General features: G+C 64.6%; 23 protein-coding genes and 1 pseudogene. 19 read left to right on the top strand and 5 right to left on the bottom strand.

Features of this window, described 5'->3' with window-relative positions; all coding sequences use genetic code 11:
* Positions 1-5 precede the first annotated feature (5 nt).
* Genes M2396_RS10330 through M2396_RS10415 form a run of 18 tightly spaced genes read left to right on the top strand, consistent with a single transcriptional unit; the run spans position 6 to position 16,665 of the window.
* On the top strand, positions 6-260 hold the full coding sequence (locus tag M2396_RS10330) for an acyl carrier protein (RefSeq protein WP_101315566.1): 255 nt from the start codon (positions 6-8) through the stop codon (positions 258-260).
* The gene (locus tag M2396_RS10335) at positions 257-802 is read left to right on the top strand and encodes a hypothetical protein (RefSeq protein ID WP_101315564.1); all 546 of its coding nucleotides are present in this window, start codon (positions 257-259) and stop codon (positions 800-802) included. The genes M2396_RS10330 and M2396_RS10335 overlap by 4 nt, the downstream gene beginning before the upstream one ends.
* A complete protein-coding gene (locus tag M2396_RS10340; protein ID WP_259074605.1) occupies positions 799-2,478 on the top strand; it encodes an AMP-binding protein in 1,680 nt (559 codons plus the stop codon). The genes M2396_RS10335 and M2396_RS10340 overlap by 4 nt, the downstream gene beginning before the upstream one ends.
* Entirely contained in the window at positions 2,471-3,205 is a 735-nt protein-coding gene (locus M2396_RS10345) for a glycosyltransferase family 2 protein (protein WP_150570355.1), read from the top strand. The genes M2396_RS10340 and M2396_RS10345 overlap by 8 nt, the downstream gene beginning before the upstream one ends.
* Positions 3,202-4,140: a glycosyl transferase gene (locus M2396_RS10350; RefSeq protein ID WP_150573367.1), complete on the top strand. Its 939-nt coding sequence runs from the start codon at positions 3,202-3,204 to the stop codon at positions 4,138-4,140. The genes M2396_RS10345 and M2396_RS10350 overlap by 4 nt, the downstream gene beginning before the upstream one ends.
* Positions 4,127-5,665: a histidine ammonia-lyase gene (gene hutH, locus M2396_RS10355; RefSeq protein ID WP_259074609.1), complete on the top strand. Its 1,539-nt coding sequence runs from the start codon at positions 4,127-4,129 to the stop codon at positions 5,663-5,665. The genes M2396_RS10350 and hutH overlap by 14 nt, the downstream gene beginning before the upstream one ends.
* Positions 5,658-6,083, top strand: coding sequence for a thioesterase family protein (locus M2396_RS10360; RefSeq protein ID WP_103435713.1), 426 nt, complete (start codon positions 5,658-5,660; stop codon positions 6,081-6,083). Before hutH ends, M2396_RS10360 begins: the two co-directional genes overlap by 8 nt.
* Positions 6,080-6,679, top strand: coding sequence for an outer membrane lipoprotein carrier protein LolA (locus M2396_RS10365; RefSeq protein WP_150570359.1), 600 nt, complete (start codon positions 6,080-6,082; stop codon positions 6,677-6,679). Before M2396_RS10360 ends, M2396_RS10365 begins: the two co-directional genes overlap by 4 nt.
* Positions 6,630-8,990 (top strand): MMPL family transporter, encoded by a 2,361-nt coding sequence (locus tag M2396_RS10370; RefSeq protein WP_409035095.1) that lies wholly within the window; start codon positions 6,630-6,632, stop codon positions 8,988-8,990. The genes M2396_RS10365 and M2396_RS10370 overlap by 50 nt, the downstream gene beginning before the upstream one ends.
* A complete protein-coding gene (locus M2396_RS10375) occupies positions 8,987-10,144 on the top strand; it encodes a sodium:proton antiporter (RefSeq protein ID WP_259074615.1) in 1,158 nt (385 codons plus the stop codon). The genes M2396_RS10370 and M2396_RS10375 overlap by 4 nt, the downstream gene beginning before the upstream one ends.
* Positions 10,131-11,378: an NAD(P)/FAD-dependent oxidoreductase gene (locus M2396_RS10380; RefSeq protein ID WP_259074618.1), complete on the top strand. Its 1,248-nt coding sequence runs from the start codon at positions 10,131-10,133 to the stop codon at positions 11,376-11,378. Before M2396_RS10375 ends, M2396_RS10380 begins: the two co-directional genes overlap by 14 nt.
* Positions 11,375-12,106: a class I SAM-dependent methyltransferase gene (locus M2396_RS10385; protein WP_259074621.1), complete on the top strand. Its 732-nt coding sequence runs from the start codon at positions 11,375-11,377 to the stop codon at positions 12,104-12,106. The genes M2396_RS10380 and M2396_RS10385 overlap by 4 nt, the downstream gene beginning before the upstream one ends.
* A complete protein-coding gene (locus tag M2396_RS10390) occupies positions 12,103-12,588 on the top strand; it encodes a hypothetical protein (protein WP_259074623.1) in 486 nt (161 codons plus the stop codon). Before M2396_RS10385 ends, M2396_RS10390 begins: the two co-directional genes overlap by 4 nt.
* Positions 12,585-13,778, top strand: coding sequence for a beta-ketoacyl-[acyl-carrier-protein] synthase family protein (locus tag M2396_RS10395; RefSeq protein WP_259074625.1), 1,194 nt, complete (start codon positions 12,585-12,587; stop codon positions 13,776-13,778). Before M2396_RS10390 ends, M2396_RS10395 begins: the two co-directional genes overlap by 4 nt.
* Complete coding sequence (locus M2396_RS10400) at positions 13,775-14,245, top strand: hotdog family protein (RefSeq protein WP_150570366.1); 471 nt, start codon at positions 13,775-13,777, stop codon at positions 14,243-14,245. The genes M2396_RS10395 and M2396_RS10400 overlap by 4 nt, the downstream gene beginning before the upstream one ends.
* Positions 14,238-14,966, top strand: a complete 729-nt coding sequence (fabG, locus tag M2396_RS10405; protein WP_101315537.1) for a 3-oxoacyl-ACP reductase FabG — start codon at positions 14,238-14,240, stop codon at positions 14,964-14,966. Before M2396_RS10400 ends, fabG begins: the two co-directional genes overlap by 8 nt.
* Positions 14,966-16,192: a beta-ketoacyl-ACP synthase gene (locus M2396_RS10410; RefSeq protein WP_259074627.1), complete on the top strand. Its 1,227-nt coding sequence runs from the start codon at positions 14,966-14,968 to the stop codon at positions 16,190-16,192. The genes fabG and M2396_RS10410 overlap by 1 nt, the downstream gene beginning before the upstream one ends.
* A gap of 26 nt (positions 16,193-16,218) precedes the next feature.
* On the top strand, positions 16,219-16,665 hold the full coding sequence (locus tag M2396_RS10415; RefSeq protein ID WP_101315533.1) for an excinuclease: 447 nt from the start codon (positions 16,219-16,221) through the stop codon (positions 16,663-16,665).
* A 10-nt stretch (positions 16,666-16,675) separates the two neighbouring features.
* On the opposite strand, the gene M2396_RS10420 is transcribed toward M2396_RS10415, so the two are convergent.
* Positions 16,676-17,563, bottom strand: coding sequence for a LysR family transcriptional regulator (locus M2396_RS10420; RefSeq protein ID WP_101315531.1), 888 nt, complete (start codon positions 17,561-17,563; stop codon positions 16,676-16,678).
* A gap of 74 nt (positions 17,564-17,637) precedes the next feature.
* Between M2396_RS10420 and M2396_RS10425 the strand changes: the two are divergent.
* Positions 17,638-18,926, top strand: a pseudogene (locus tag M2396_RS10425) (MFS transporter).
* A gap of 37 nt (positions 18,927-18,963) precedes the next feature.
* Here the strand turns inward: M2396_RS10425 and M2396_RS10430 are convergent.
* From M2396_RS10430 to gltB, 4 genes are all read right to left on the bottom strand, one after another.
* Positions 18,964-19,311 (bottom strand): YgiW/YdeI family stress tolerance OB fold protein, encoded by a 348-nt coding sequence (locus M2396_RS10430; protein ID WP_101315527.1) that lies wholly within the window; start codon positions 19,309-19,311, stop codon positions 18,964-18,966.
* Between the two features lie 310 nt (positions 19,312-19,621).
* Positions 19,622-20,686, bottom strand: a complete 1,065-nt coding sequence (gene hemE / locus M2396_RS10435; protein ID WP_259074631.1) for a uroporphyrinogen decarboxylase — start codon at positions 20,684-20,686, stop codon at positions 19,622-19,624.
* 154 nt (positions 20,687-20,840) lie between these two features.
* Entirely contained in the window at positions 20,841-22,259 is a 1,419-nt protein-coding gene (locus tag M2396_RS10440; protein ID WP_101315523.1) for an FAD-dependent oxidoreductase, read from the bottom strand.
* A 123-nt stretch (positions 22,260-22,382) separates the two neighbouring features.
* Entirely contained in the window at positions 22,383-26,828 is a 4,446-nt protein-coding gene (gene gltB / locus M2396_RS10445) for a glutamate synthase large subunit (RefSeq protein ID WP_101315521.1), read from the bottom strand.
* Positions 26,829-26,961: the final 133 nt, after the last annotated feature.

Consider the following 26,961-nt stretch of genomic DNA (forward strand, 5'->3'; position numbering starts at 1 on the left):
CTCACATGCAAACCCGCGAAGACATCTTCAATATTTTGCGCGATGCGCTGGTCGAGCTGTTCGAGCTGGAGCCAGAGCGCGTAACCCTGGACGCCAACCTGTATCAGGACCTGGAAATCGACAGCATCGATGCGATCGACCTGATCGACCACATCAAGCGCCAGACCGGCAAGAAAATCGCCGCCGAAGAGTTCAAGGCCGTGCGCACCGTCAATGATGTGGTCGAAGCGGTGTTCCGCCTGGTCAACCCGGCCGCATGAAACGCCTGATCGGCCTCGGTCTGGTCGTGGCTGGGGTGCTGTACCCGTTTGCCGTGCATTTCGGCCTGGCGCACTTTGCCCCGTGGCAGTTCGCCCTGCTGCTGGGTGGCCTGTGGCTGGCCCGCGCCTTGAGCGCGCCGCGTCGCCCCGCCAGCCTGTGCATGGCCGCGCTGGCGTTGGCCTTCTGCGCCCTGCTCGGGCTGAGCGACAGTGCCCAACTGCTGCGCTGGTACCCGGTGCTGATCAGCACCTTCATGCTCGGCCTGTTCGGCTCCAGCCTGCTCCACGGCATGCCCATGGCCGAGCGCCTGGCACGCCTGCAAGAGCCTGATTTGCCAGCGCGCGCGGTGCAGTACACCCGTCGGGTGACGCAGGTGTGGTGCCTGTTCTTTCTGCTTAACGGGCTGATCGCAGCGGGCCTGACCCTGTGGGCGCCACTGAGCTGGTGGACCCTGTACAACGGCCTGATCGCCTATATCGCGATGGGCCTGCTGTTCGCTGGCGAATGGCTGACAAGACAACGTGTGCGAGGACGCCCATGAACTGGATCAATCTTCACCACCTGCTGCGCCCGCTGGATGCGCCGCGCCAGGTGACCCAGGCGCCGGCGCTCGACCACGCCGAGCTGTGCACCCAGGCCTTGCGCCTCGCCGGTGGCCTGCAGCAGCGCGGCGTGCAGCGCCTGGCGGTGCACCTGGAAGACGCCGCCGAGTTGGCGATCGCCCTGCTCGGCGGCTGGCGCGCTGGCGTCACCGTGTTGCTGCCAGCCGATCTGCAAGCCGCCACGCGGGCGCGCTGGAGCGAGCAGGTCGACCTGTGGCTCAGCGACCAGGCCGGCGATCATTCATTGCTCAGCCTGCTCGGTGAGCCACTGCCGGCAGCCGACCTCGACCCGCACACCTGCTCGATCAGCCTGTGCACCTCCGGCTCCAGCGGCGAGCCCAAGCGCATCGACAAGCAGCTGAGCCAACTGGCCAATGAAGTCAGCGCGCTGCAGGCACTGTGGGGCGCCAGCCTGGGCGAGGCCTGGATCATTGGCAGCGTCGCCACCCAGCACATCTATGGCCTGCTGTTCCGCGTGCTCTGGCCACTGTGCGCGGGGCGCGGCTTCGAGCGCCGCCAACTGCCGTTCCCCGAAGACCTGCAACGGGCCAGCCGTGAACATGCAGACTTCGCCTGGGTGGCCAGCCCGGCCCTGCTCAAACGCATGGGTGACAACCTCGACTGGCCAGCGCTGGGCCACGTGCGCCGGGTGTTCACCTCCGGCGGCGCCCTGCCCGCCGAAGCCGGCCAGCGCCTGCAGCAGTTGCTCGGCCAATGGCCGACCGAGATCTTCGGCAGCTCTGAAACCGGCGGTATCGCCTGGCGTCAGGGCGACACCCTGTGGCAGCCCTTTGCCGAGGTGCAACTGAGCCAGGACGCGCACGGCGCCCTGCGCATTGCCTCACCCTACCTGCCCGTCGGGCATGTCGAGCAAACGGCCGATGCGGTCCAGTTCAGCACCGACGGGCGCCTGCGCCTGCTCGGCCGGCTCGACCGGATCGTCAAGCTGGAAGAAAAACGTGTGTCGCTGCCCCTGCTCGAACAAGCGCTGTGCAGCCATGCCTGGGTCAGCGAAGCGCGGCTGGGCATGCTCGAACAGGGCCGCGCCTACCTCGGCGCCTTGCTGGTGTTGTCGGCCAGCGGCCTGCACGCCCTGCGCAATCAGGGCCGACGCGCGTTGATCGAAGGCCTGCGACGGCACTTGGCCGATCATTGCGAAGCGGTCGCTCTGCCGCGGCGCTGGCGACTGCTGCGCCAGCTGCCGTTGACCAGCCAGGGCAAGCTGCCCGAGGCCCAGGTGCAGGCGCTGCTGCAAGCCCCGCGCAGCATGCAGCCAGAGCTGCTCGAACAGCGCCAGGAGCAGGACCAGCACCTGCTCACACTGCACGTGCCGCTGGACCTGGCCTGCTTCAGCGGGCACTTCCCGAAAACGCCGGTGCTGCCCGGTGTGGTGCAGGTCGACTGGGCGATTGCCCTGGCCAGCGAACTACTGCCGGGCCAGCGCCGCTTTGCCGGCATGGAAGTGCTCAAATTCCAGCAACTGGTGCGCCCCGGCGACGAAGTGCTGCTGAGCCTGCGCTGGGACAGCGAGCGCGGCAAACTCTACTTCGCCTACACCTGCGCCGGGCAGGCCTGCTCCAGCGGCCGCATTCTGATGGAGACGGTCGATGCATAAGCCTTGCGCAGTGATCCCGGTATACAACCACGAGCACGCGCTGCCAGCAGTAGTCAGCGACCTGCAGCGCGCCGGGCTGCCCTGCGTGCTGGTTGACGACGCCAGCAGCCCCGCATGCGCCTCAGTGCTGGCACAGCTGGCCACTCAAACGGACATCTATCTGGTCAGCCTGAGCGTCAACCAGGGCAAGGGCGGCGCGGTGATGGCCGGCCTGCGCGAAGCGGCGCGGCTGGGTTTCAGCCATGCACTGCAAGTAGACGCCGACGGCCAGCATGACCTGGGCGACATCGGCCGTTTTCTTGAGCTTTCGCAGAATGATCCACAGGCACTGGTGTGTGGTTATCCGCAATACGACGCCAGCGTGCCCAAGGGCCGTCTGTATGCGCGCTACCTGACCCATGTATGGGTGTGGATCAACAGCCTGTCGCTGCAGATTCCCGATTCCATGTGCGGTTTTCGCGTCTACCCGCTGCCTGCCACGCTGGCCCTGATCAACAGCGTCAAGCTTGGCCGGCGAATGGATTTCGATCCGGAGATCCTGGTGCGCCTGGCCTGGCGCAACCAGCCGATGCGCTGGCTGCCAACCCGCGTGCACTACCCGCAGGACGGCCTGTCGCACTTTCGCCTGGTGCACGACAACGCGCTGATCTCGACAATGCACGCCAAGCTGTTCTTCGGCATGCTGCTGCGCGCGCCGCTGATCGTCTGGCGCAGGTGGCGCGCATGACTACTCCTGCGCGGCACTGGGCACAGCATCAGGAGCGCGGCAGTTTCTGGCTGATGAAGCTGACCGCAACGCTGGTACGGCTGCTTGGCCGGCGCGTGCTGAGCCCGCTGATCCACGTCATCGTCGGCTACTTCTTCCTGTTCGGCCGCCGCGCCCGGCGCAGTGCCTGGCAATACCAGCAACGGCTCAGCGCATGCAACGGCGGACAGACACCGGCGCCGAGCCAGTGGCAGGTGTTCCGCCAGTTCATGGCGTTCGCCGACGCCCTGCTGGACAAGCTCGACGTATGGAATGGCCGCCTGCGCCTGGAAGACATCGAAATCGACGACCCAGCGCAACTGCGCACGCAATTGCGCGGCGAACGCGGGCAGATGCTGGTGGGCGCCCACTTGGGCAACCTTGAAGTGTGCCGGGCGCTGGCCGAACTGGGCGAGCAGGTGACCATGAACGTGCTGGTGCACACCCGCCACGCCGAGCGCTTCAACCGCCTGCTGGGCGAGGCCGGCGCGACCAATCTGCGCCTGATTCAGGTCAGCGAATTGGACCCGGCAGTGATGCTGCAGTTGTCCGAACGGCTCGAGCGCGGCGAATGGCTGGCGATTGCCGGTGATCGGGTACCGCTGCATGGCGCGCGTACCGTCGAGGTGGATTTCCTCGGCCACCGCGCCGCATTCCCGCAGGGGCCGTGGCTGCTGGCGGGGATCCTTGGCTGCCCGCTCAACCTGCTGTTCTGCCTCAAGCTGCAAGGCCGCTACCGAGTCACCCTCGAACCCTTTGCCGAGCGTGTGCAATGGCGCCGCGGCCAGCGCGACCAAGTGATTGCCGAATGGACCACGCGCTATGCGCAACGCCTGGCGCACTACTGCAGCCAAGCGCCGCTGCAGTGGTTCAACTTCTACCCTTTCTGGAAGACCGACGACGATGCATCCGCATGAGCCTGTAACTTTCGGTGAGTCGCACCTGGCCATCGAAGCTGTTGTAGCCCTGGCCGAACGCCGGGCCAGCGCCCACTTGCAGGACGACGCCGCCTACCGCGAACGCATCGCTCGTGGCGCGCGCTTTCTCGACACCCTGCTGAGCAAAGAAGGGGTGATCTACGGCGTCACTACCGGTTACGGCGATTCCTGCGTGGTGGCCGTGCCGCTGGAGCATGTCGAAGCGCTGCCGCAGCACCTGTACACCTTCCATGGCTGCGGCCTGGGCCGCCTGCTCGAAGCACCGGCGGTGCGCGCCGTGCTGGCGGCCCGCCTGCGCTCGCTGAGCCACGGCGTGTCGGGGGTGCGCCTGGAGTTGCTGGAGCGCCTGCGCGCGTTCCTCGAGCACGACATCCTGCCGTTGATCCCGGAAGAAGGTTCGGTCGGCGCCAGCGGCGACCTAACGCCGCTGTCGTACGTCGCCGCGACCCTGTCCGGCGAGCGCGAGGTCAGCTACCAGGGCCAGCGCCGCAGTAGTGCCGACGTGCACCGCGAGCTGGGCTGGCAGCCCTTGGTGCTGCGCCCCAAAGAGGCACTGGCATTGATGAACGGCACTGCGGTGATGACCGGCCTGGCTTGCCTGGCCTTCTCCCGCGCCGACTACCTGCTGCAACTGGCCACGCGCATCACCGCCCTCAACGTGATCGCCCTGCAGGGCAACCCGGAGCACTTCGACGAGCGCCTGTTCGCCGCCAAGCCGCATCCTGGCCAGACGCAAGTCGCCGCCTGGTTGCGCCAGGACCTGGCCATCGACGCCCCGCTGCCACCGCTGCACCGCCTGCAGGACCGTTACTCGCTGCGCTGCGCGCCGCATGTACTGGGCGTGCTGGCCGATAGCCTGGGCTGGCTGCGCGGTTTTATCGAAACCGAGCTGAACAGCGCCAACGACAACCCGATCATCGACGGCGACGCCGAGCGCGTACTGCATGGCGGGCACTTCTATGGCGGCCATATCGCCTTTGCCATGGACAGCCTGAAAACCCTGGTGGCGAACGTTGCCGACCTGCTCGACCGCCAGCTCGCGCTGCTGGTCGACACCCGCTACAACCACGGCCTGCCAAGCAACCTGTCGGGCGCCCCGGCCGAGCGGGCGATGATCAACCATGGCTTCAAGGCCGTGCAGATCGGCGCCAGCGCCTGGACCGCCGAAGCGCTCAAGCTGACCATGCCGGCCAGCGTGTTCTCGCGCTCCACCGAATGCCACAACCAGGACAAGGTGAGCATGGGCACCATCGCTGCGCGCGATGCCCTGCGCGTGCTGGAGCTGACCGAGCAGGTTGCCGCTGCGACCCTGCTGGCGGCGAACCAGGGCGTGTGGCTGCGTGCCCGCCAGGCAGAAAGCCATGCACTGCCGCCAGCACTGGCGCAGATGCACGAAGCCCTGCTCGTCGAGTTCGTCCCGGTGATCGAAGACCGCGCGCTGGAAGCCGACCTGCGCCACTGCCTGCTGCGCATCGGCCAACGTCACTGGAGGTTGCATGCGTAGTGCGGGAGTGATCCACGTCGACACTGAAGTGCTGGTGCCGTTTTTCGACGTCGACAGCATGCATGTGGTTTGGCACGGCCATTACGTCAAATACCTGGAAGTGGCCCGCTGCGCGCTGCTCGACCAGCTCGGCCACAACTACGTGCAGATGCAGGCGAGCGGTTTTGCCTGGCCGGTGATCGACCTGCAGCTGCGTTATATCCGCGGCGCCACCTTTGGCCAGCGCTTGACCGTGCGCGCGAGCCTGGTCGAGTGGGAAAACCGCTTGAAGATTCATTACCTGATCAGCGACGCCGAAACCGGCGAGCGGATGACCCGCGCGAGCACGGTGCAGGTCGCGGTGCACATCGACAGCGGCGAAATGCAACTGGCCTCGCCGCAGGTCATGCTCGACGCCGTGCAGAGGGTTTTGCCATGAAGCGCCTGTGCACACTGCTCACCCTTGCCCTGAGCCTGCTCAGCCCGCTGGCGCAAGCATTCAGCCTTGATGACCTGCAGCGCCAGCTCAGCGCGCCGGCGGTGGTCAAAGGCCCGTTCATTCAGGAAAAGCACCTGCGCGCCCTGCCCCAGCCGTTGCTGAGCAAGGGCCAGTTCGTGCTGGCCCGCGAGCATGGTTTGTTGTGGCTGTTGCAGACGCCGCTGCGCCAGGACTACCGGATCGACGCCAACGGCATTGCCCGGCGTGATCCGAGCGGCTGGCAGCGCCTGCCCAGCGCCAGTGCCGGCGCCGAGCAGAACCGGCTGTTCTTTGCCGTGCTGCAAGGCGACAGTGCCGGTCTCAAGCGCGACTTCGAACTGAGCCTGAGCGGTGACGCCACGCACTGGCAGCTGCAACTGACCCCGCGTTCGCTGCTGCTCAAACAGATCTTCACCCGCATCGACATCAGCGGCGGGCAGTTCGTCGAACAGATTCAGCTCAGTGAAACCCAGGGCGACAGCACGCTGCTGCGCATGACCGACAGCCATGGCGCCGCCGCCCTCAGCGACACGGAGCGCAGCGATTTTGTCGATTGAACGCTGGTTGCCGCGCGGCTTTCTCGCCCTGCTGCTGGTGATGCTGGCCATCGCCGGCTGGCAATGGCAGCGCGGCGCGCCGTTGTCGGCCGACCTGATGGCGCTGGTGCCGGGCGCCACCGAAGACGCCCTGGTCAAGCGCGCCGAACTGCGCGTGCAAGAGCCACTGAACCGCGAGGTACTGGTGCTGGTTGGCCACGCCGAACGCCAGCAAGCGCTGGCCCTTGCCGAACAACTGGCCGGCCAATGGCAGGCCAGCGGACTGTTCGAGCGCGTGCAGTGGAGCCTGCAGACAGACCTCGGCGCGGTCCGCGAGCAGTTGCTCGCCGGCCGCGTGGCGATGCTCTCGGCAGCTGACCGCGCGCAGCTGCGCGAACGGCCCGCGGCATTCATCGAGCAGCGCGTGCAGAGCCTGTTTGACCCGTTTTCCGGGTTCAGCCTGGTGCCTGCCCAGGACGACTGGCTGGGCTTGACCGGGCGTATTCAGAACAGCCAGCCGAAACCCGACAATATCGAACTGGACACGGCCAGTGGCGCCTTGATCGCGCAGGCCGATGGCCGCCAGTGGGTGCTGCTGCGGGCGCGCACCCTGGGTACTGCCTTCGATATGAAGCTACCGCTGCAGGTGGCCGAGCTGCTGGCTGACGCCCGCCGCCAGGCCGAACCGCATGGCGCCCAGTTGCTGGCCGCCAGTGGCCTGCTGTACGCGGCCGCCGGCCAGCAGCAGGCCAGCCGCGAAATCACCTGGGTCGGCGGTGGCGCGACGTTGAGCATTCTGTTGTTGCTGCTGCTGGCGTTTCGTCGCTGGCGGGCCCTGCTGGCGTTCGTGCCGGTGCTGACCGGCATGCTGTTCGGCTCGGTGGTGTGCGTGGCGCTGTTCGGCCACATGCACGTGATGACTCTGGTACTCGGTTCGAGCCTGATCGGCGTAGCGGTGGATTACCCGCTGCATTACTTGTCGAAGAGCTGGAGCCTCAAGCCATGGCGCAGTTGGCCGGCGGTACGCCTGACCCTGCCAGGGCTGAGCCTGAGCCTGGCGACCAGCTGCATCGGTTATCTGGCGCTGGCGTTCACGCCGTTTCCGGCCCTGACCCAGATTGCCGCGTTCTCGGCCGCCGGCTTGATCGGCGCCTACCTGTGCGCGGTGTGCCTGCTGCCGGCATTGCTGGGCCAGGTCGAGCTGAAGCCGGCGCAGTGGCCGCTAGGCATCGCGCAAGCCCTCACCGACTGGCGCGAGCGGCTGTTGCGCAGAGTGCCCAGCGCAGTGCTGCTGGTGCTGGTGCTGCTGTTTTGCGGCGCTGGGCTGTGGCAGCTGGACACGCGCAACGACATCCGCCAATGGGTAGCGAGCCCGCCGCAACTGCAAGAGCAAGCCCAGGCAGTCGCACGCATCACCGGCTACCAGCCAACCAGTCAGTTCTACCTGGTGCGCGGAGCTGATCAAGAGCAACTGTTCCAGCGCCTGCAGGCGCTGTCGGCCAAGCTCGACGAGCTGCATGACCTAGGCAAGCTCAAGGGTTATCTGAGCCTCTCGCAGATCGTCGCCAGCCCTGAGCAGCAGGCACAAACCCGGCAGGCGCTGGCCCACCTGAGCGACTATTGGCAGCCGCTGGTTGAACTCGGTGTGCCGCAAGCCGGCCTGCAAACCCAGCTGCAACAGCTGCAAACGTTGCCGCCCCTGAGCATCGAGCAGGCCCTCGCCGGACCGCTTGCTGAAGCCTGGCGACCGCTCTGGCTTGGCCAGGACGCTACCGGCGTCGCCGCCATCGTCAGTCTGCAAGGCCTGAGCGATGCCAGCCTGCTGCGCTTGCAGACCGACGGCCTGGATGGCGTGCAACTGGTCGACCGGCTCGGCGAACTCAATCAACTGTTCGCCGCCACCCAGATCAGCGCCGCCGAGCTCAAGCTGCTGTCCTGCGCACTGATCCTGGTGCTGCTGGCAGTCCCGTTCGGCCTGCGCGGTTCGCTGCGCATTGTCGCCCTGCCGCTGCTGGCAGCGTTATGCAGCCTGGCCAGCCTCGGTTGGCTGGGGCAACCGCTGACACTGTTCAGCCTGTTTGGCCTGTTGCTGGTCACGGCCATCAGCGTCGACTACGCCATCCTCATGCACGAGCGTATCGGCGGGGCTGCGGTGAGCCTGCTCGGCACCTTGCTGGCGGCTCTGACCACCTGGCTGTCGTTCGGCCTGCTGGCGCTGTCGCAGACGCCTGCGGTGAGCAACTTCGGCATGGCCGTCAGCCTCGGGTTGATCTTCAGTTTCCTGCTGGCGCCGTGGGCCGCGGCACGCGAGACGCCGGCGGTGCAGCCATGAGCATCGTCCTGTTCTGGCTCATGGCCCTGGCCTTGTTTGCCGTGGCCAGCGCATTCGGCAAACGCCTGGGGCTTATCCCTATCGTCAGCCAGCTGCTGTTGGCCGCGCTGGTGCTGCCGCTGCTGATGCTGTTGTGGGTACAACCGCACTGGCAGCTTGACGGCGCCCAGCTGATCGCCCCGAGCTGGCTGAAGACCCTCTACGGCTGCAGCTTTGCCCTGTTGCTGGGGCACATTCTTGCTGACGTCGCGCAGCTGCGCCTCGACCCGCAAGCATTGAAGATCGCCCTGCCCAGCTTCGCCGTGCCGTTTGCCTGCGGCCTGGCCTGCGCGCTGTGGCTGCTTGAACTGAGCGGGGTCAGCGCCCTGGCCATGGGCCTGGTGTTCGCCATCACCGCAATCCCAGTGCTGTACCTGTACCTGCGCGCCATCGACTACCCGCCAGCCGCCAGCCAGCGCCTGCTGCAGGCCGCGATCGTCATCGACCTGGCCTGCTGGCTGTTGCTCGGCATGGGCCAGGGCAGCCTGCAGCCGAGCAGCCTGGCCGTGCCGGCGCTGGCGGCGCTGACGCCGGTAGTGCTGCGAGGGCTGGGCCTGCGCGCGCCCCGTCTATACGGCCTGGTGTTCCTGCTACTGCTGGTTGCCGCCGAGCACTACCGGCTCAACGCGCTGATCTTCGGCGTTGGCTACCTGGCCTGCTTGCGCGTGCTTGGCCTGCAGCTACGCCTGCCGCTGCCAGACGCCAGCAACCGCCGCCTGCAACAAGGCCTGGCCGTGCCGCTGATCCTCACCTACGGCGTGGTCCAGATCGACCTGCAGCATGCCTTCGCAGGCTTCGACGCCAGCCAGCTGCTGGCGCTGCTGGTGCTGCCGATCCTGAGCAAGCTGCTCGGTAACTGGCTCGGTTTGAGCTGGGCGACCGCCTCGTTCGCCGGCGCCAGCAAGTGGCGCGAGAGCCTGCTGCTGAACATCCGCGGTCTCAGCGAAATCGTTTTTCTCAATCTGTTGCTGACCCAGCAGCTGATCAGCCCGGCGTTGTACTTCGCGCTGATGCTGATGAGCCTGATCGCTACCCTCATGCCTGCCTTCGCCGGCCTGCATCGCATCCCGCAGACTTCCCTCACACCGCCAAGGAGGCCACATGCCGAACTGTGAACTGCAACACCACCAGGTCGTGGTCATTGGCGCTGGCCCCTCGGGCGCCATCGCTGCCGCGTTGCTCAAGCGCCGTGGCCACGACGTGCTGATCATCGAGCGCCAGCGCTTCCCGCGCTTCTCCATTGGCGAAAGCCTGCTGTCGCACTGCATCGACTTTGTCGAAGAAGCCGGCATGCTCGAAGCGCTCGAAGCGGCGGGTTTCCAGTACAAGGACGGCGCCGCCTTTGCCTGGGGTGATGAGTACAGTGCGTTTGATTTCGGCGAAACCTTCAGCCAGGGCCGGCCGAGTACCTTCCAGGTCCAACGGGCGCGGTTCGACAAGCTGCTGGCCGACCAGGCCGAGGCCCAGGGCGTGGAAATCCGCTACGAGCACGAGATCATCAGCGCCGACATGAGCGCTGCGCAGCCACGCCTGCGCGCACGCCGGCCAGACGCCAGCGAATACGAAGTGCAGGCCGACTTCGTCCTCGATGCCAGCGGCTATGGCCGCGTGTTGCCGCGCCTGCTCGACCTGGAAGCACCGTCGAATTTCCCGGTGCGCCAGGCAGTATTCACCCACATCGAAGACCGCATCGATCTGCCCGGCTTCGACCGCAACAAGATCCTTATCACCACCCACCCGGAACACCGCGACATCTGGTTCTGGACCATCCCGTTCAGCGACGGTCGCGCCTCGCTGGGTGTCGTCGCGGCCGCCGAGCGCTTTGCTGCAGCGCCGACCGATCTGGACGCCTGCCTGCAGCATTTCGTGGCGCAGACGCCAAGCCTGGCCAAGGTCTTGGCCAACGCCGTGTGGGACACCCCGGCGCGGACCATCGGCGGCTACTCGGCCAACGTCAAAACCCTGCATGGCAACGGCTTTGCCCTGCTCGGCAACGCCGCAGAGTTTCTCGACCCGGTATTTTCGTCCGGAGTCACCATTGCCATGCGCTCGGCCAGCATGGCTGCCGCCCTGCTCGACCGCCAGTTGCGCGGCGAAGCGGTCGACTGGCAGCGGGAGTTTGCCGAGCCGCTCAAACGTGGGGTGGATACCTTCCGCGCCTATGTCGAGGGTTGGTATGACGGCAGCTTCCAGGACGTGATCTATCACCCCGGCAGCTCGCCGCAGATTCGCGCCATGATCAGCTCGATTCTGGCTGGCTACGCCTGGGATGAGCGCAACCCGTTCGTGGCTGAACCACGGCGCCGGCTGGCGACTCTGGCGGCGCTTTGCGCGAGGGGCCAGGCATGAGTCAGCCTCCGTTCCTCAGCGCCAGCTATGTCGAAGAAACTCGCTTTGGTTTCTGGTTCCTGCGCAGCCACACCTGGCAGCATCACGTACTACGGGTGGCGATCGACGACCTGCGTCAGTTGTTCGACAGCCCGCTGCCAGCGGCGCCGGTGCTGCTCGATGCCGGCTGCGGCCAGGGCAAATCGTTCAAGCATCTGCAGCGAGTGTTTGCGCCCGGCCGATTGATCGGTATCGATGCCGACCCGCACAGCCTGCAACTAAGCGACGCCGAAGCTGCGCGCCAGGGCCTTACGGTCGAGCTGCTGGGCAGCGACTGCGCCCAACTGCAGCTGGCAGACGCCAGCGTCGATATCGTCTTCTGCCATCAGACCTTTCACCATCTGGTGGAACAGGACCAGGCCCTCGCCGAGTTCTGGCGGGTGCTTAAGCCTGGTGGTTATCTGCTGTTCGCCGAATCCACCGAAGCCTATATCGACACCTGGGTGATCCGCTGGCTGTTCCGCCACCCAATGCATGTACAGAAGAGTGCCGAGGGTTATCTGCAGATGCTGCGCGAACAGGGCTTTGCCTTCACCGCGCGCAATGTCTCCTACCCGTACCTGTGGTGGAGCCGCGCCAAGGACTTCGGCCTGCTCGAACGGCTGCGCCTGCGCAAGCCGCCCGCGCCGGGCCAGCGCGAAGAAACCCTGGTCAATGTGGTCGCCCGCAAGCCGCTGGTGCAGCCATGAGGGCGCTGCTGCTGGCGACGCTGTGCCTGGTGCTGGCCGCCTGCAGCAGCCGCGCGCCGCTGCCCGCGCAGATGCCGCAGTTGCAGTTGCCCCAGCAGTTGCACGTGCAGCGCGAGCAGGCCGGCGAGCGCCAGGACTGGATGCTCGTGGTGCAGGCCGAGAACGGCCAACTGCGCTGGTCGCTACTCGATCTGCTGGGTATCCCCCAGGCACGCCAGTTGTTCGATGGTCAACACTGGCAGGCCGACGGCCTGTTGCCACCCAATCCGCCGGCACGCGAGCTGTTTGCCGCGCTGCTGTTTGCTCTGACCCCCTCCGAGCAACTGGCGCAGCTCTACCCGGATGCCCGCGAACAAGGCCAGCAGCGCTGGTTGGGCGAGCGTTGGCAGGTCAGCTATCGGCCGCCGGGCGCTTTTGACTTGAAACTGGCCCACGGCCTGCGTTATCTAGTCGGCCCCCTACCCAGCGAGCGCCTGCCATGACCGCCTACCTGAATGCGCTGGGCCTGACCTGCGCCCTCGGCCGTGGCCAGGCTGAGGTCGCCGCACGCCTGTTTGCCGGTGACTGTTCGGGCATGCAGGCCCAACCTGGGTGGATCCCGGAGCGCTGTCCGACCGTCGGCGCGGTGCAAGCTGAGCTGCCGGCGGTGCCGCTGCCAACGCAGCACAGCCGCAACAATCAATTGCTCTACAGCGCCGCTATGCAGATCGAGCCGGCAATCCGCCAGGCTATCGCCCGGTTCGGCGCGCAGCGTATCGCGGTGGTGCTCGGCACCAGCACCTCGGGGATTGCCGAGGGCAGCGCAGCCATCGCCCAGCAGCGCCGGAGCGGGCAGTTTCCGCCGGACTATCGCTACGACCAGCAAGCCCTCAGCGCGCCGGCAGAATTCCTTGCCGACTGGCTGCAACTGAGCGGCCCGGCCTATGTGATTTCCACCGCCTGCACCTCCAGCGGGCGGGCCTTGCTCAGCGCCCGGCGCCTGCTCGAGCTGGGCGTCTGCGATGCGGTGCTGTGCGGCGGCGTCGACAGCCTTTGTGGCCTGACCCTGAACGGCTTCAACTCCCTTGAGGCGATCAGCCAGGCACGCTGCAATCCGTTCTCGCAGAACCGTGACGGGATCAATATCGGCGAAGCGGCTGCGCTGTTTCTGATGACCGCAGAGCGTAATACCGATGGCCCTTCACTGGCCCTGCTCGGCGCTGGCGCCAGCAGCGATGCCTACCATATTTCAGCGCCTGACCCGAGCGGCGCCGGCGCGCGGCAAACCATGGCCCTGGCCTTGAACAACGCCGGCCTCGCGCCCGAACAGATCGACTACCTGAACCTGCACGGCACCGCCACCGAGCACAACGACGCCATGGAAAGCCTGGCGGTGCACGGCCTGTTCGGCGCGCAGCTGGCCTGCTCGTCGACCAAACCGATGACCGGCCACACCCTAGGCGCCGCCGGCGCGCTGGAAGCCGCCTTCTGCTGGCTGAGCCTGAGTGAGCACAACCCGCACGGCCAGTTGCCACCGCATGTCTGGGACGGCCAGGCCGACCCGCACCTGCCTGCCCTTAATCTGGTCGACGGCACGCAGCGGATGCATGCGGCGCGGCCACGCCGGATAATGAGCAACTCGTTCGCCTTCGGCGGCAACAATGTCAGCCTGATTGTTGGAGACACCCCATGATTGCCTGGCCTCTGGCCGAACTGCTGCCGCATGCCGGCGACATGATCCTGATCGATCAGGTCGACAGCTGCGACGACGAGCAGATCCACACCCGCAGCACAGTGCGCCCTGGCGGCCTGTTCAACCGCGCCGACGGCAGCCTGCCGGCCTGGCTCGGCCTGGAGCTGATGGCGCAGAGCGTTGCCGCCTATGCCGGTTGCCGCGCCCGTCGCGATGGCCGGCCGGTGGAGCTGGGGTTTCTCCTCGGCACGCGCAACTACCAATGTGATGTCGAACACTTCCCTGCCGGCGCCGAGTTGCACATCCACGCCCTGCGCTCGCTGGAAGACGACAACGGCATGGGTGTGTTCGAGTGTCACCTGCGCGGTCCGGGGCTGCATGCCAGCGCCCGCCTGAATGTCTATCGCCCGCCACAGGTCGCTGGTTACCTGACCGAAGCAGCCCCTGAGGAACCTTGCCATGACTGATACCATCCTGGTCACCGGGTCGAGCCGCGGCATCGGCCGAGCGATCGCCCTGCGCCTGGCGCGTGCCGGTTATGACCTGGTGCTGCATTGCCGCAGTGGCCGTGCCGAAGCCGATGGCGTTGCCGGCGAAATCCACGCCATGGGTCAACAGGCCCGGGTGCTGCAGTTCGACGTAGCCGACCGCGAAGCCTGCCGGGCCATCCTCGAACAGGATGTGGAGACCCACGGCGCCTACTATGGCGTGGTCTGCAACGCCGGCCTGACCCGCGATGGCGCCTTCCCGGCGCTGACCGACGCTGACTGGGACCAGGTCCTGCGGACCAACCTGGACGGTTTCTACAACGTTCTGCATCCGCTGAGCATGCCCATGATCCGCCGTCGCAAACCGGGCCGGATCGTCTGCATCACCTCGGTTTCGGGGTTGATCGGCAACCGCGGCCAGGTCAATTACAGTGCCTCCAAGGCCGGCGTGATCGGCGCGGCCAAGGCGCTGGCGATCGAGCTGGGCAAACGTCAGATCACCGTCAACTGCGTCGCCCCAGGGCTGATCGACACCGCCATGCTCGATGAGCACGTGCCGGTCGACGAGCTGATGAAGATGATTCCTGCCGGACGCATGGGCACGCCCGAGGAAGTCGCCGGCGTGGTCAATTTCCTGATGTCGGCGGAAGCCGCCTACATCACCCGCCAGGTGCTGGCGGTCAACGGAGGGTTGTGCTGATGCGTCGCGTAGTCGTCACCGGCATGGCCGGCATCACCTCCCTGGGCAGCGACTGGGCGACCATCGCCGGCCACTTCGCCAACCAGCGCAGCGGTATCCGGCGCATGGCTGAATGGGATCGCTTCAGCGAGTTGAACACGCGTCTTGCTGGCCCGATCGACGATTTCAAGGTGCCCGGCCACTGGACCCGCAAGCAGTTGCGCAGTATGGGCCGGGTATCGCGCCTGGCCGTGGCTGCGGCCGAGCAGGCGCTGGCCGATGCCGGCCTGCTCGATGATCCAATCATCCGCGATGGCCGCATGGGCGTGGCCTGCGGCTCGTCGACCGGCAGCACCGACGAGATCAAGGCATTCGGCAACATGCTGCTCAACTCGGTAGCCGATGGCCTCAACGCCAACTCCTACGTGCGCATGATGCCGCACACCACTGCTGCCAATATCAGCATCTTTTTCGGCCTGACCGGGCGCCTGATCCCCACCTCCAGCGCCTGCACCAGCGGCAGCCAGGGCATTGGTTATGCCTATGAAGCGATCAAGTTCGGGCGCTTGCCGATGATGCTCGCCGGCGGCGCCGAAGAGCTCTGTCCGACCGAGGCGATGGTGTTCGATGCGCTGTACGCCACCAGCCTGAAAAACGACACCCCGCAGCTGAGCCCACGTCCTTACGACAATGGTCGCGACGGCCTGGTGATCGGCGAAGGCGGCGGCATGCTGGTGCTCGAAGAGCTCGAGCATGCCCTGGCCCGCGATGCGCGCATCCACGCCGAGATCGTCGGCTTTGGTAGCAATGCCGATGGCCAGCACACCACCCGCCCCGAGCAGAGCACGATGCGCCGGGCCATGGAGCTGGCCCTGGAGGACGCTGCTCTGGCGCCAGAGGCCATCGGCTACGTCAACGGCCACGGTACCGCTACCGAACAGGGCGATATTGCCGAAACACTGGCCACCAGCAGCCTGTTTGGCCCGCACATGCCGATCAGTTCGCAGAAGAGTTTTCTCGGCCACACCCTCGGCGCCTGCGGCGCGCTGGAGTCGTGGTTCAGCATCGAGATGATGAACAGCGACCTGTATGCGCACACCCTCAACCTGGATGAAATCGATCCCCGCTGCGGCGAGCTGGACTACCTGCGCGGCGAGTTTCGCAGGATGAGCAACCAGCATGTGATGAACAACAACTTCGCTTTCGGCGGCGTCAACACTTCGTTGATATTCCGCCGCTGGCCCTGAACACACCCCGATCGAGGAACGATCCGATGCGCCTGAAGACCTGGACTGCCACCACCGCCCTGCTGCTCTGCGCCCTGCCCGGCATCAGCCAGGCACGCGATACCGCGCTGTACCTGCCCTTCGACAAGGTCGTCCAGCAAATGCTCGCCGAAAAGAAACTCGACGGTTCGGTGAAGTTTTATTTGGCCGGTGTACAGCCGCGCGGCAAGGTCAGCGTGATCCAGCCCGGCGCGGTCACCAACAAGAAGACCAATGCCTTCAACAAGACCGACCAGGGTGCCTGTGAGTGGGCCTTGCAGTCGGCCCTGCTGACCCTGCAGGACGCTGCGCGCCGGGCCAATGCCAACGCAGTGACCAACATCGCCAGCTACTACAAGAAGAACGAGCGCAAAGATGCCAGCACCTACGAGTGCCACGCCGGCGCCGTGATCGCAGGCGTCGCACTGAAAGGCGACCTGGCTCGCGTCGACTAAACCGCCGCCATCAGGCGTTGCCGATCAGCAGGTCGGCAAACGCCTTGGCCATCACCGAGCTGCCAGCCTGGCGCTGGACCAGCCACACGGCGGTATCCGCCCCTTCATCCAGCACCGTTCGATAGACCACGCCATCGATGCGCATGCGCTGGTACGAGGCTGGCAGCACCGAGACGCCGAGACCTGCCGAAACCAGGCCGATAATCGTCATCGCCTCGCCAACCTCCTGGGCAAAATGCGGGCTGAAGCCTGCCTGGCGGGCCAGCGCCAGCAACTGTGCATGCAAACCACTGCCGTAACTGCGCGGGAAGAACACGAACGGTTCACGGGCCAGATCAGCCATGTGTAACCCTTGTTCACTGGCGGCAACCAATGGGTGCGAAGCATTCAGCACTGCCACCAGCGGCTCACGGAACAGCTCGGTGACCTGCAGGCCGTCGGGCAACGGCATCGGCCGCATCAGGCCAACTTCGATCGATTCATCGAACACCGCCGCCGCAACATCACGGCTGCTCATCTCCTTCAAACTCAGGTGCACCGCCGGGTAGCGCTGACGGAACGCATGGATCGCCTTGGGGATCTTCGAGGTGAAGGGCGCTGAAGAAGTGAAGCCGATCTTCATCTCGCCGAGCTCGCCCAACTGCGCACGGCGGGCGACGTCGGCAGCTTTATCGACCTGTGCCAGCACCTGCCGCGCCTCCTCGAGGAACAAGCGCCCGGCCTCGCTCAGCTCGACCCGACGATTGGTGCGCTCGAACAAACGCGCCCCCAACTCATGCTCCAGCGCCTGAATCTGCTGGCTCAGCGGCGGCTGGGAGATGCCTAGCTGCTGTGCAGCCCGGCCGAAGTGCAGCTCCTCGGCCACGGCAATGAAGTAACGCAGATGACGCAATTCCATAGCTGCTCCGAACGAGTCGTTAAACGTCTTAAACAGGTCGAACAATATATTGGATCTAATCATTAGCCAGCTATATGATTTTTTCCAATCAGCAACATCGGCCAGCGCTTTTGAGGGACCCGTCGTGAAAACTGCTGCAATGCCCCACGTGATCGAAGCCGCCCCGCTGCCGGATATCTGGATTGAAAAAGGCAGCCCGGCGTTCATGAAAACAGTGCTGGCGCTATTCAGCGGCGGCTTTGCCACCTTTGCCCTGCTCTACTGCGTACAGCCGATGATGCCGCTGCTGTCGCAGGAGTTTGCCATCAACGCTGCGCAGAGCAGCCTGGTGCTGTCGGTAGCCACCGCCATGCTTGCCATCGGCCTGCTGATTACCGGGCCGATCTCCGACCGCATCGGCCGCAAGCCGGTGATGGTATTCGCCTTGGTCTGCGCCGCCCTGTCGACCCTGGCCAGCGCGGTGATGCCAAGTTGGGAGCTGGTGCTGGCGACCCGCGCGCTGGTCGGCCTGTCGCTGAGCGGGCTGGCGGCGGTGGCGATGACCTACCTGAGCGAAGAGATCCACCCACAGCACATTGGCCTGGCGATGGGCTTGTACATCGGCGGCAACGCCATTGGCGGCATGTGCGGGCGGCTGATCAGTGGCGTGCTGATCGACTTCGTCAGCTGGCACACAGCGATGCTGTGCATCGGCGGCCTGGCGCTGGTGGCAGCAGTGGTGTTCTGGAAGGTACTGCCCGAGTCGCGCAACTTCCGCCCGCAGACGCTGAATCCTCGCAGCCTGCTCAACGGCTTTGTCATGCACTTTCGCGACGCCGGCCTGCCCTGGCTGTTCCTCGAAGCATTTTTGCTGATGGGTGCATTCGTTACCCTGTTCAACTACATCGGCTACCGCTTGTTGGCCGAGCCTTATCACATGAACCAGGCACTGGTCGGGCTGCTGTCGATTGTCTACCTGTCGGGCATCTACAGCTCCGCCCAGGTCGGCGCCCTGGCCGACCGGCTGGGCCGGCGCAAGGTGTTCTGGGCAAGCATCGTGGTGATGGCCGGCGGCATGTTGATGACCCTGGCCAGCCCGCTGGCGATGATCATCGTCGGCATGCTGGTGTTCACCTTCGGCTTTTTTGGCGCGCACTCGGTGGCCAGCAGCTGGATCGGCCGGCGTGCGCTCAAGGCCAAGGGCCAGGCATCCTCGCTGTATCTGTTCAGTTACTACGCAGGGTCGAGTGTGGCGGGTACCGCGGGCGGGGTGTTCTGGCACATGGCCGGTTGGAACGGCATCGGCCTGTTCATCGGTAGCCTGCTGGCCGTGGCCTTGCTGGTGGCGCTGCACCTGAGCCGGCTAGCACCAAAAACCGCGTGAAGCCAAAGGCTGCACGCGGTCGCTTTGAAGTCATCGATCAGTTGATGATTTCGACCAGGTCGACATCCACTTCACGGCTCATCAGGTTTTTTTCCACTTCACCGGTCAGCTTGACCTTGGTCTTGTCGTTGAAGCCAGCTGCAGGCATGTCTTCATCGTCGATTTCAACCTTGATGGTGCCGGTGTTGTCCTTGAACTCGAACTTGTCGTCGTTATCCAGCTTCTTGGTAACGAAGCCCTGCAGGACCACACGAGTGTCGTCAGCCGCATCGTTGGCAGCGGCCACGGTGGTAACCGGCTGCGCGCCTGGGCCGGTGTAGGTGGTGGCCAGAGCAGCAGTGCTGAACAGTGGGGCAAGGATCAGAGCGAGGTAGCGAGCTTTCATGGTGATCAAGTCCTGTATCGGTTGAGATGGGACCAGATTAACGATGATCGCTGAATTTAAGCTTAACGCATAAAAAACCCGGCACATGGCCTAATGGTGTTCACTTAAGCTCTACGTCGCCTGCATGGGGGCCGCTTTGCGGCCCATCGCGACACAAGGCCGCTCCCACGCCGATCGCGTAAGCCGCTATTTAACGGGCAAGCGCGGGCATTGTGGGAGCGGCCTGGTGTCGCGATGGGCTGCGCAGCAGCCCCGGCATTCTTAGGTAAACAGCGTCAGGCACATGGCCGGGTTTTTATTCAGCGACTGATCACTGATGGTATTGCGCCGACAGGTCATGCACAGCGTTGATGAACGCACCCGCATGTTCCGGATCAACCTCAGGCGTGATGCCATGGCCAAGGTTGAACACGTGGCCAGTGCCTTTGCCATAGCTTGCCAGGATGCGCCCGACCTCCTGACGAATCGCCGCAGGCTTGGCGTACAGCACGGTCGGGTCCATGTTGCCCTGCAGGGCAACCTTGTCGCCGACACGGCGGCGGGCATCGCCGATCTCGCAGGTCCAGTCCAGACCCAGTGCATCAGCGCCACATTCAGCAATGCTCTCCAGCCACATGCCACCATTCTTGGTAAACACAATGACCGGCACCTTGCGCCCATCATGCTCACGGATCAGCCCGCTGATGATCTTGCGCATGTAAGCCAGTGAGAACTCCTGATACGCCGCCGCCGACAGGTTGCCACCCCAGGTATCGAAGATCTGCACCGCCTGCGCACCAGCCTGAATCTGCCCGTTAAGGTAGCTGGTAACCGACTGAGCCAGCTTGTCCAACAGCAGGTGCATCGCCTGCGGATTGTCATAGAGCATGGCCTTGCTCTTGCGGAAGTCTTTCGACGAGCCGCCTTCGACCATGTAGGTGGCCAACGTCCACGGGCTACCGGAGAAACCGATCAACGGCACGCGCCCATTGAGCTCACGGCGGATGGTGCTGACCGCATCCATCACATAGCCAAGGTCCTTGTGCGGATCAGGGATCGGCAGCGCCTCGATATCGGCGAGGGTGCTGACCACCTTCTTGAAACGCGGGCCTTCGCCGGTCTCGAAGTACAGGCCCTGGCCCATGGCATCAGGGATGGTGAGGATGTCCGAGAACAGGATCGCCGCATCCAGTGGGTAACGATCGAGCGGCTGCATGGTCACCTCGCAGGCGAACTGCGGGTTCTTGCACAGGCTCATGAAGTCGCCGGCCTGAGCACGGCTGGCGCGGTACTCCGGCAGGTAACGGCCGGCCTGGCGCATCATCCAGACGGGCGTGACGTCTACGGGTTGCTTGAGCAGTGCACGCAGGAAACGGTCGTTCTTCAGGGCAGTCATGTCGGCATCCGGAAAAAAAGTGCGGGCATTTTCTCAGACGCCAGCACAAAAGGCACGGCCAAGGCCATGCGTTTTGTCTATTGGGTGTCTTGGGTCAAACGATTTTGTATACAAGATGGCGGGAATGGGGCTGCTTTGCAGCCCCGGCGATCAGTCAGACCTCGAGATAATCCAGAATCCCCTCAGCCGCAGTACGGCCTTCAAAGATCGCAGTCACCACCAGATCCGAACCCCGCACCATATCCCCGCCAGCAAACACTTTCGGGTTGCTGGTCTGGTGCTTGAAGCGCGCCTGCTCCGGAGCAATCACCCGGCCCTGGCTATCGGTCTGGATGTCGAACTGCTCGAACCACGGCGCCGGGCTTGGGCGGAAACCAAAGGCGATCACCACCGCATCTGCCGGCAGGATCTCTTCGGAACCCGGAATCGGCTCAGGGCTGCGGCGGCCACGGGCGTCTGGCTCACCGAGACGGGTCTCGACCACCTTGACGCCTTCGACCTTGTCTTCACCGACAATCGCGATGGGCTGGCGGTTGTAGAGGAACTTCACGCCCTCTTCCTTGGCGTTCTTCACCTCTTTGCGCGAGCCCGGCATGTTCGCTTCGTCACGACGGTAGGCGCAGCTGACCGACTTGGCGCCCTGGCGGATCGAAGTCCGGTTGCAGTCCATCGCGGTGTCACCACCGCCGAGCACCACAACCTTCTTGCCAGCCATGTCGACGAAGTCTTCCGGCGACTTTTCAAAGCCCAGGTTGCGGTTGACGTTGGCGATCAGGAAGTCCAGCGCATCGTGCACGCCTGGCAGGTCTTCACCGGGGAAGCCGCCCTTCATGTAGGTGTAGGTGCCCATGCCCATGAACACGGCATCGTACTCGGCCAGCAACTGCTCGAGGGTGATGTCCTTGCCCACTTCGGTGTTCAGGCGGAACTCGATCCCCATGCCGGTGAAGACTTCGCGGCGATTGCTCAGCACGGTCTTTTCCAGCTTGAACTCAGGGATGCCGAAGGTCAGCAGACCGCCGATTTCCGGGTTGCGGTCGAACACCACCGGGGTTACCCCAGCGCGCACCAGCACGTCGGCGCAGCCCAGCCCAGCCGGGCCAGCACCAATGATGGCAACCCGCTTGCCGGTCGGTTTGACCTTGGACATGTCCGGGCGCCAGCCCATGGCGAAGGCGGTGTCGGTGATGTACTTCTCGACCGAGCCGATGGTCACCGCACCAAAACCGTCGTTGAGGGTGCAGGCACCTTCACACAGACGATCCTGCGGGCAGACCCGGCCGCACACTTCCGGCAGGGTGTTGGTCTGGTGCGACAGCTCGGCGGCCGCGAGGATGTTGCCTTCGGATACCAGCTTCAACCAGTTGGGGATGAAGTTGTGTACCGGGCACTTCCACTCGCAATACGGGTTGCCGCAACCCAGGCAGCGGTGCGCCTGGTCGACAGACTGCTGCGGCTTGAACGGTTCGTAGATCTCGACGAACTCCTTCTTGCGCTGGCGCAGCAGTTTTTTCTTCGGGTCTTTGCGCCCAACTTCGATGAACTGGAAGTCGTTGTTCAGACGTTCAGCCATTTTCAATACCTCTTCACAGCAGCTGCGAGCCGTTAGCTGCACGCCGCAAGACAATCACGTAAGCCGGGCAACACCCCATGCTGCTTTTGGCCGCAGCTTGGGGCTTGCCACTTGCAGCTGCTTTTACTGCGGGTTGGCACGGGTGCTGGACAACAACTGCTTGAGCGTCGCAGCCTTTGGCTTGACCAGCCAGAAGCGGCGCACATAGTCGTCCAGGTTTTCCGAGAGCTCACGCCCCCACTCGCTGCCAGTCTCCTCGACGTACTCGGCAAGGACTCGCGCCAGATGGCTACGGTAGGCTTCCATGGCTTCACCACTGATGCGCTGGATTTCCACCAGTTCGTGGTTGAGCTTGTCGAAGAAGCTGTTGTCCATGTCGAGCACGTAGGCGAAGCCGCCAGTCATGCCAGAGCCGAAGTTGTAACCGGTCTTGCCCAATACGCAGACAAAGCCGCCGGTCATGTATTCACAGCAGTGATCGCCGGTACCCTCGACCACCGCATGGGCGCCCGAGTTACGTACCGCGAAGCGCTCACCGGCAGTACCGGCAGCGAACAGCTTGCCGCCGGTGGCGCCATACAGGCAGGTGTTGCCGACGATAGCGCTTTCCTGGGTTTTGAACGGGCTGCCAGCAGGCGGCACGATGGTCACCTTGCCACCGGTCATGCCCTTGCCGACGTAGTCGTTGGCGTCGCCCTGCAGGTGCAGGTTGAGGCCACCGGCGTTCCACACGCCAAAGCTCTGCCCGGCAGTGCCCTTGAAGCGGAAGGTGATCGGCTTGGCGGCCATGCCCTGGTTGCCGTACAGCTTGGCGATTTCACCAGAGATACGCGCACCAATCGAACGGTCGCAGTTGCAGATGTCGAGGTCGAACTCGCCACCGGCCTGATCGCGGATCGCTGGCAAGGCCATCTCGACCATCTTCTCGGCCAGCTCGCCCTTGTCGAACGGCGGGTTCTTGTCGACTTCGCAGAACTGCGGCTTGTCGGCCGGGATGTGCGAGCTGCCCAGCAGCGGGCTGAGGTCCAGATATTGCTGACGCTCGGTGTCGCCCGGCAGCACTTCGAGCAGGTCGGTGCGACCGATCAGCTCGCCGAGGCTGCTAACGCCCAGTTTGGCCAACCACTCGCGGGTTTCTTCGGCAACGAAGGTGAAGAAGTTGATCACCATGTCGACGGTGCCGATGTAGTGGTCCTTGCGCAGCTTTTCGTTCTGCGTGGCTACACCGGTGGCGCAGTTGTTCAGGTGGCAGATACGCAGGTATTTGCAACCCAGGGCGATCATTGGCGCGGTACCGAAGCCAAAGCTTTCGGCGCCGAGAATGGCCGCCTTGATCACGTCGAGGCCGGTTTTCAGGCCGCCGTCGGTCTGCACCCGGACCTTGCCGCGCAGGTCGTTGCCGCGCAGGGTCTGGTGGGTTTCCGCCAGGCCCAGTTCCCACGGTGCACCGGCGTACTTGATCGAGGTCAGCGGCGAAGCGCCAGTGCCGCCGTCGTAGCCAGAGATGGTGATCAGGTCGGCATAGGCCTTGGCCACGCCGGCCGCGATGGTACCGACACCGGCTTCTGCTACCAGCTTGACCGAAACCAGCGCTTGCGGATTGACCTGCTTGAGGTCGTAGATCAGCTGCGCGAGGTCTTCGATCGAGTAGATGTCATGGTGCGGCGGTGGCGAGATCAGGGTTACGCCAGGCACTGCATAGCGCAGCTTGGCGATCAGGCCGTTGACCTTGCCGCCAGGCAGCTGGCCGCCCTCGCCCGGTTTGGCGCCCTGCGCGACCTTGATCTGCAGCACTTCGGCATTGACCAGGTATTCCGGGGTGACGCCAAAGCGGCCGGTGGCCACCTGTTTGATTTTCGAGCTCTTGATCGTGCCGTAACGGGCCGGGTCTTCGCCGCCCTCACCGGAGTTGGAGCGCGCGCCCAGGCGGTTCATCGCTTCGGCCAGTGCTTCATGGGCCTCGGGCGACAGCGCGCCGAGCGAGATGCCGGCCGAGTCGAAGCGCTTGAGGATGGCCTCCAGCGGCTCAACCTGGTCGATCGCCAGCGGCTGCTCGGCAACCTTGACCTTGAGCAGGTCACGGATCATCGACACCGGACGCTTGTCGACCAGCGCGGTGTATTCCTTGAACTTGGCGTAGTCGCCCTGCTGCACGGCTGCCTGCAGGGTGTTGACCACATCCGGGTTGTAGGCATGGTATTCGCCACCGTGGACGAACTTGAGCAAGCCACCTTGCTGGATCGGCTTGCGCGCGCTCCAGGCTTCGGCGGCGAGCAGCTTCTGATCGCCTTCGAGGTCGACAAAGCGCGCACCTTTGATGCGGCTCGGTACGCCCTTGAAGCTCAGGCCGACTACTTCGTCGGACAGGCCGATGGCTTCGAACAACTGCGCACCGCGGTACGAAGTGATGGTCGAGATGCCCATCTTCGACAGGATCTTGAGCAGACCTTTGGAGATGCCTTTACGGTAGTACTTGAACACTTCATCCAGATCGCCCAGCACTTCACCGGTGCGGATCAGGTCGGCCAGCACTTCGTAGGCCAGGTACGGGTACACCGCCGAGGCGCCGAAGCCGAGCAGCACAGCGAAGTGATGCGGGTCACGCGCGGTTGCGGTCTCGACCAGGATGTTGCTGTCGCAACGCAGGCCCTGCTCGGTCAGGCGGTGATGCACCGCGCCAACTGCCAGCGAGGCATGCACCGGCAGCTTGCCCGGGGCGATGAAGCGGTCGCTCAGCACCAGCTGGGTCTTGCCGCTGCGCACCGCTTCTTCAGCCTGATCGGCGATGTTGCGGATGGCCGCTTCCAGGCCCAGGCTTTCTTCGTAGTTGAGGTCGATCAGCTGCCGCTCGAAACCTTCGCGCTCGAGGTTCATCAGCGAACGCCACTTGGCCGGGGAGATCACTGGCGAGCTGAGGATCACGCGCGAGGCGTGCTCAGGCGATTCCTGGAAGATGTTGCGCTCGGCGCCGAGGCAGATTTCCAGCGACATCACGATCGCTTCGCGCAGCGGGTCGATCGGCGGGTTGGTCACCTGAGCGAACTGCTGGCGGAAGAAGTCGTACGGCGAACGCACGCGCTGCGACAGCACGGCCATCGGCGTGTCATCGCCCATCGAGCCGACCGCTTCCTGGCCCTGTTCGCCGAGCGGACGCAGCACCTGGTCACGCTCTTCGAAGGTGACCTGGAACATCTTCATGAACTGTTTGAGCTGGTCAGCGTCGTAGCTGGCCGCGCCCTGGTCGTCGCTCAGGGTGGCCTGGATGCGCGTGGCATGCTGGCGCAACCAGCGCTTGTACGGATGGCGCGACTTGAGGCGGTTGTCGATGGCGTCGGTATCGAGGATCTGCCCGGTTTCGGTGTCCACGGCAAAGATCTGCCCAGGGCCCACGCGGCCTTTGGCAACCACGTCTTCTGGCTGGTAGCCCCATACGCCGATTTCCGAGGCGATGGTGATGTAGCCATTGCGGGTGGTGACCCAACGCGCCGGGCGCAGGCCGTTGCGGTCGAGCAGGCAGACCGCGTGGCGACCTTCGGTCATGACGATACCGGCCGGGCCGTCCCACGGCTCCATGTGCATGGAGTTGTATTCGTAGAAGGCACGCAGGTCGGCGTCCATGGTCTCGACGTTCTGCCAGGCTGGCGGTACCAGCATGCGCACGCCGCGGAACAGGTCGATGCCGCCGGTAACCATCAGCTCCAGCATGTTGTCCATGCTCGATGAGTCGGAGCCGACCCGGTTGACCAGTGGGCCGAGCTCTTCGAGGTCGGGGATCAGGTCGTTGGCGAACTTGGTGCGCCGGGCCATGGCCCAGTTGCGGTTGCCGGTGATGGTGTTGATCTCGCCGTTGTGGGCGAGGAAGCGGAACGGCTGCGCCAATGGCCATTTCGGCAAGGTATTGGTCGAGAAGCGCTGGTGGAACACGCAGATCGCGGTCTGCAGGCGCTCGTCACCCAGGTCCGGGAAGAATGCGGCGAGGTCCGCCGGCATCATCAGGCCTTTGTAGATGATGGTCTTGTGCGAGAAGCTGCAGATGTAGTGATCGCTGTCGTGGGCGTTGGCCACGGACGAACGGCGACGGGCACTGAACAGCTTGATCGCGATGTCCTGATCGCTCAGGCCTTCACCACCGATGAACACCTGTTCGATCTGCGGCAGGCGCTCGAGGGCCAGACGACCCAGCACGCTGGTATCGATTGGCACCTTGCGCCAGCCGATCAGCTGCAGGCCGGCCGCGATGATTTCGCGGTCCATGTTGGCCCGCGCGGCTTCGGCTTTGATCGGGTCCTGGTTGAAGAACACCATGCCGACGGCGTACTGCTTGGGCAGTTCGGCAGCAAAGTGCTCTTTGGCCATGGCACGCAGGAACTGATCGGGCTTTTGCATGAGCAAGCCACAACCGTCACCGGTCTTGCCATCAGCGTTGATGCCGCCGCGGTGGGTCATGCAGGTCAGCGCTTGCATGGCCGTTTGCAGGAGGTGGTGACTTGGCTCGCCCGTCATATGGGCGATCAGGCCAAAGCCACAGTTGTCCTTGAATTCTTCGGGATGGTACAGACCTGTTTTCATAGACACATTCTCACCAGGTTCGCCCCTCGACGGAGGCAAATCTCTTTTTAGTACAACCACTTACCATCCACACCGGTCGAATGCCAGCTTTTTTGCGGGGGGCAACGTGAAACCATTGTTGCACAGCGACAGG

The sequence above is a fragment of the Pseudomonas sp. BIGb0278 genome (genome assembly GCF_024809895.1).
Lineage (GTDB): Bacteria > Pseudomonadota > Gammaproteobacteria > Pseudomonadales > Pseudomonadaceae > Aquipseudomonas > Aquipseudomonas shirazensis.

Excerpts from the sequence above, each read along its gene's own strand:
- M2396_RS10330 (WP_101315566.1), top strand. The coding sequence starts at position 6 with ATGCAAACCCGCGAAGACATCTTCAATATTTTGCGCGATGCGCTGGTC.
- M2396_RS10335 (WP_101315564.1), top strand. The coding sequence starts at position 257 with ATGAAACGCCTGATCGGCCTCGGTCTGGTCGTGGCTGGGGTGCTGTAC.
- M2396_RS10340 (WP_259074605.1), top strand. The coding sequence starts at position 799 with ATGAACTGGATCAATCTTCACCACCTGCTGCGCCCGCTGGATGCGCCG.
- M2396_RS10345 (WP_150570355.1), top strand. The coding sequence starts at position 2,471 with ATGCATAAGCCTTGCGCAGTGATCCCGGTATACAACCACGAGCACGCG.
- M2396_RS10350 (WP_150573367.1), top strand. The coding sequence starts at position 3,202 with ATGACTACTCCTGCGCGGCACTGGGCACAGCATCAGGAGCGCGGCAGT.
- hutH (WP_259074609.1), top strand. The coding sequence starts at position 4,127 with ATGCATCCGCATGAGCCTGTAACTTTCGGTGAGTCGCACCTGGCCATC.
- M2396_RS10360 (WP_103435713.1), top strand. The coding sequence starts at position 5,658 with ATGCGTAGTGCGGGAGTGATCCACGTCGACACTGAAGTGCTGGTGCCG.
- M2396_RS10365 (WP_150570359.1), top strand. The coding sequence starts at position 6,080 with ATGAAGCGCCTGTGCACACTGCTCACCCTTGCCCTGAGCCTGCTCAGC.
- M2396_RS10370 (WP_409035095.1), top strand. The coding sequence starts at position 6,630 with ATGGCGCCGCCGCCCTCAGCGACACGGAGCGCAGCGATTTTGTCGATT.
- M2396_RS10375 (WP_259074615.1), top strand. The coding sequence starts at position 8,987 with ATGAGCATCGTCCTGTTCTGGCTCATGGCCCTGGCCTTGTTTGCCGTG.
- M2396_RS10380 (WP_259074618.1), top strand. The coding sequence starts at position 10,131 with ATGCCGAACTGTGAACTGCAACACCACCAGGTCGTGGTCATTGGCGCT.
- M2396_RS10385 (WP_259074621.1), top strand. The coding sequence starts at position 11,375 with ATGAGTCAGCCTCCGTTCCTCAGCGCCAGCTATGTCGAAGAAACTCGC.
- M2396_RS10390 (WP_259074623.1), top strand. The coding sequence starts at position 12,103 with ATGAGGGCGCTGCTGCTGGCGACGCTGTGCCTGGTGCTGGCCGCCTGC.
- M2396_RS10395 (WP_259074625.1), top strand. The coding sequence starts at position 12,585 with ATGACCGCCTACCTGAATGCGCTGGGCCTGACCTGCGCCCTCGGCCGT.
- M2396_RS10400 (WP_150570366.1), top strand. The coding sequence starts at position 13,775 with ATGATTGCCTGGCCTCTGGCCGAACTGCTGCCGCATGCCGGCGACATG.
- fabG (WP_101315537.1), top strand. The coding sequence starts at position 14,238 with ATGACTGATACCATCCTGGTCACCGGGTCGAGCCGCGGCATCGGCCGA.
- M2396_RS10410 (WP_259074627.1), top strand. The coding sequence starts at position 14,966 with ATGCGTCGCGTAGTCGTCACCGGCATGGCCGGCATCACCTCCCTGGGC.
- M2396_RS10415 (WP_101315533.1), top strand. The coding sequence starts at position 16,219 with ATGCGCCTGAAGACCTGGACTGCCACCACCGCCCTGCTGCTCTGCGCC.
- M2396_RS10420 (WP_101315531.1), bottom strand. The coding sequence starts at position 17,563 with ATGGAATTGCGTCATCTGCGTTACTTCATTGCCGTGGCCGAGGAGCTG.
- M2396_RS10430 (WP_101315527.1), bottom strand. The coding sequence starts at position 19,311 with ATGAAAGCTCGCTACCTCGCTCTGATCCTTGCCCCACTGTTCAGCACT.
- hemE (WP_259074631.1), bottom strand. The coding sequence starts at position 20,686 with ATGACTGCCCTGAAGAACGACCGTTTCCTGCGTGCACTGCTCAAGCAA.
- M2396_RS10440 (WP_101315523.1), bottom strand. The coding sequence starts at position 22,259 with ATGGCTGAACGTCTGAACAACGACTTCCAGTTCATCGAAGTTGGGCGC.
- gltB (WP_101315521.1), bottom strand. The coding sequence starts at position 26,828 with ATGAAAACAGGTCTGTACCATCCCGAAGAATTCAAGGACAACTGTGGC.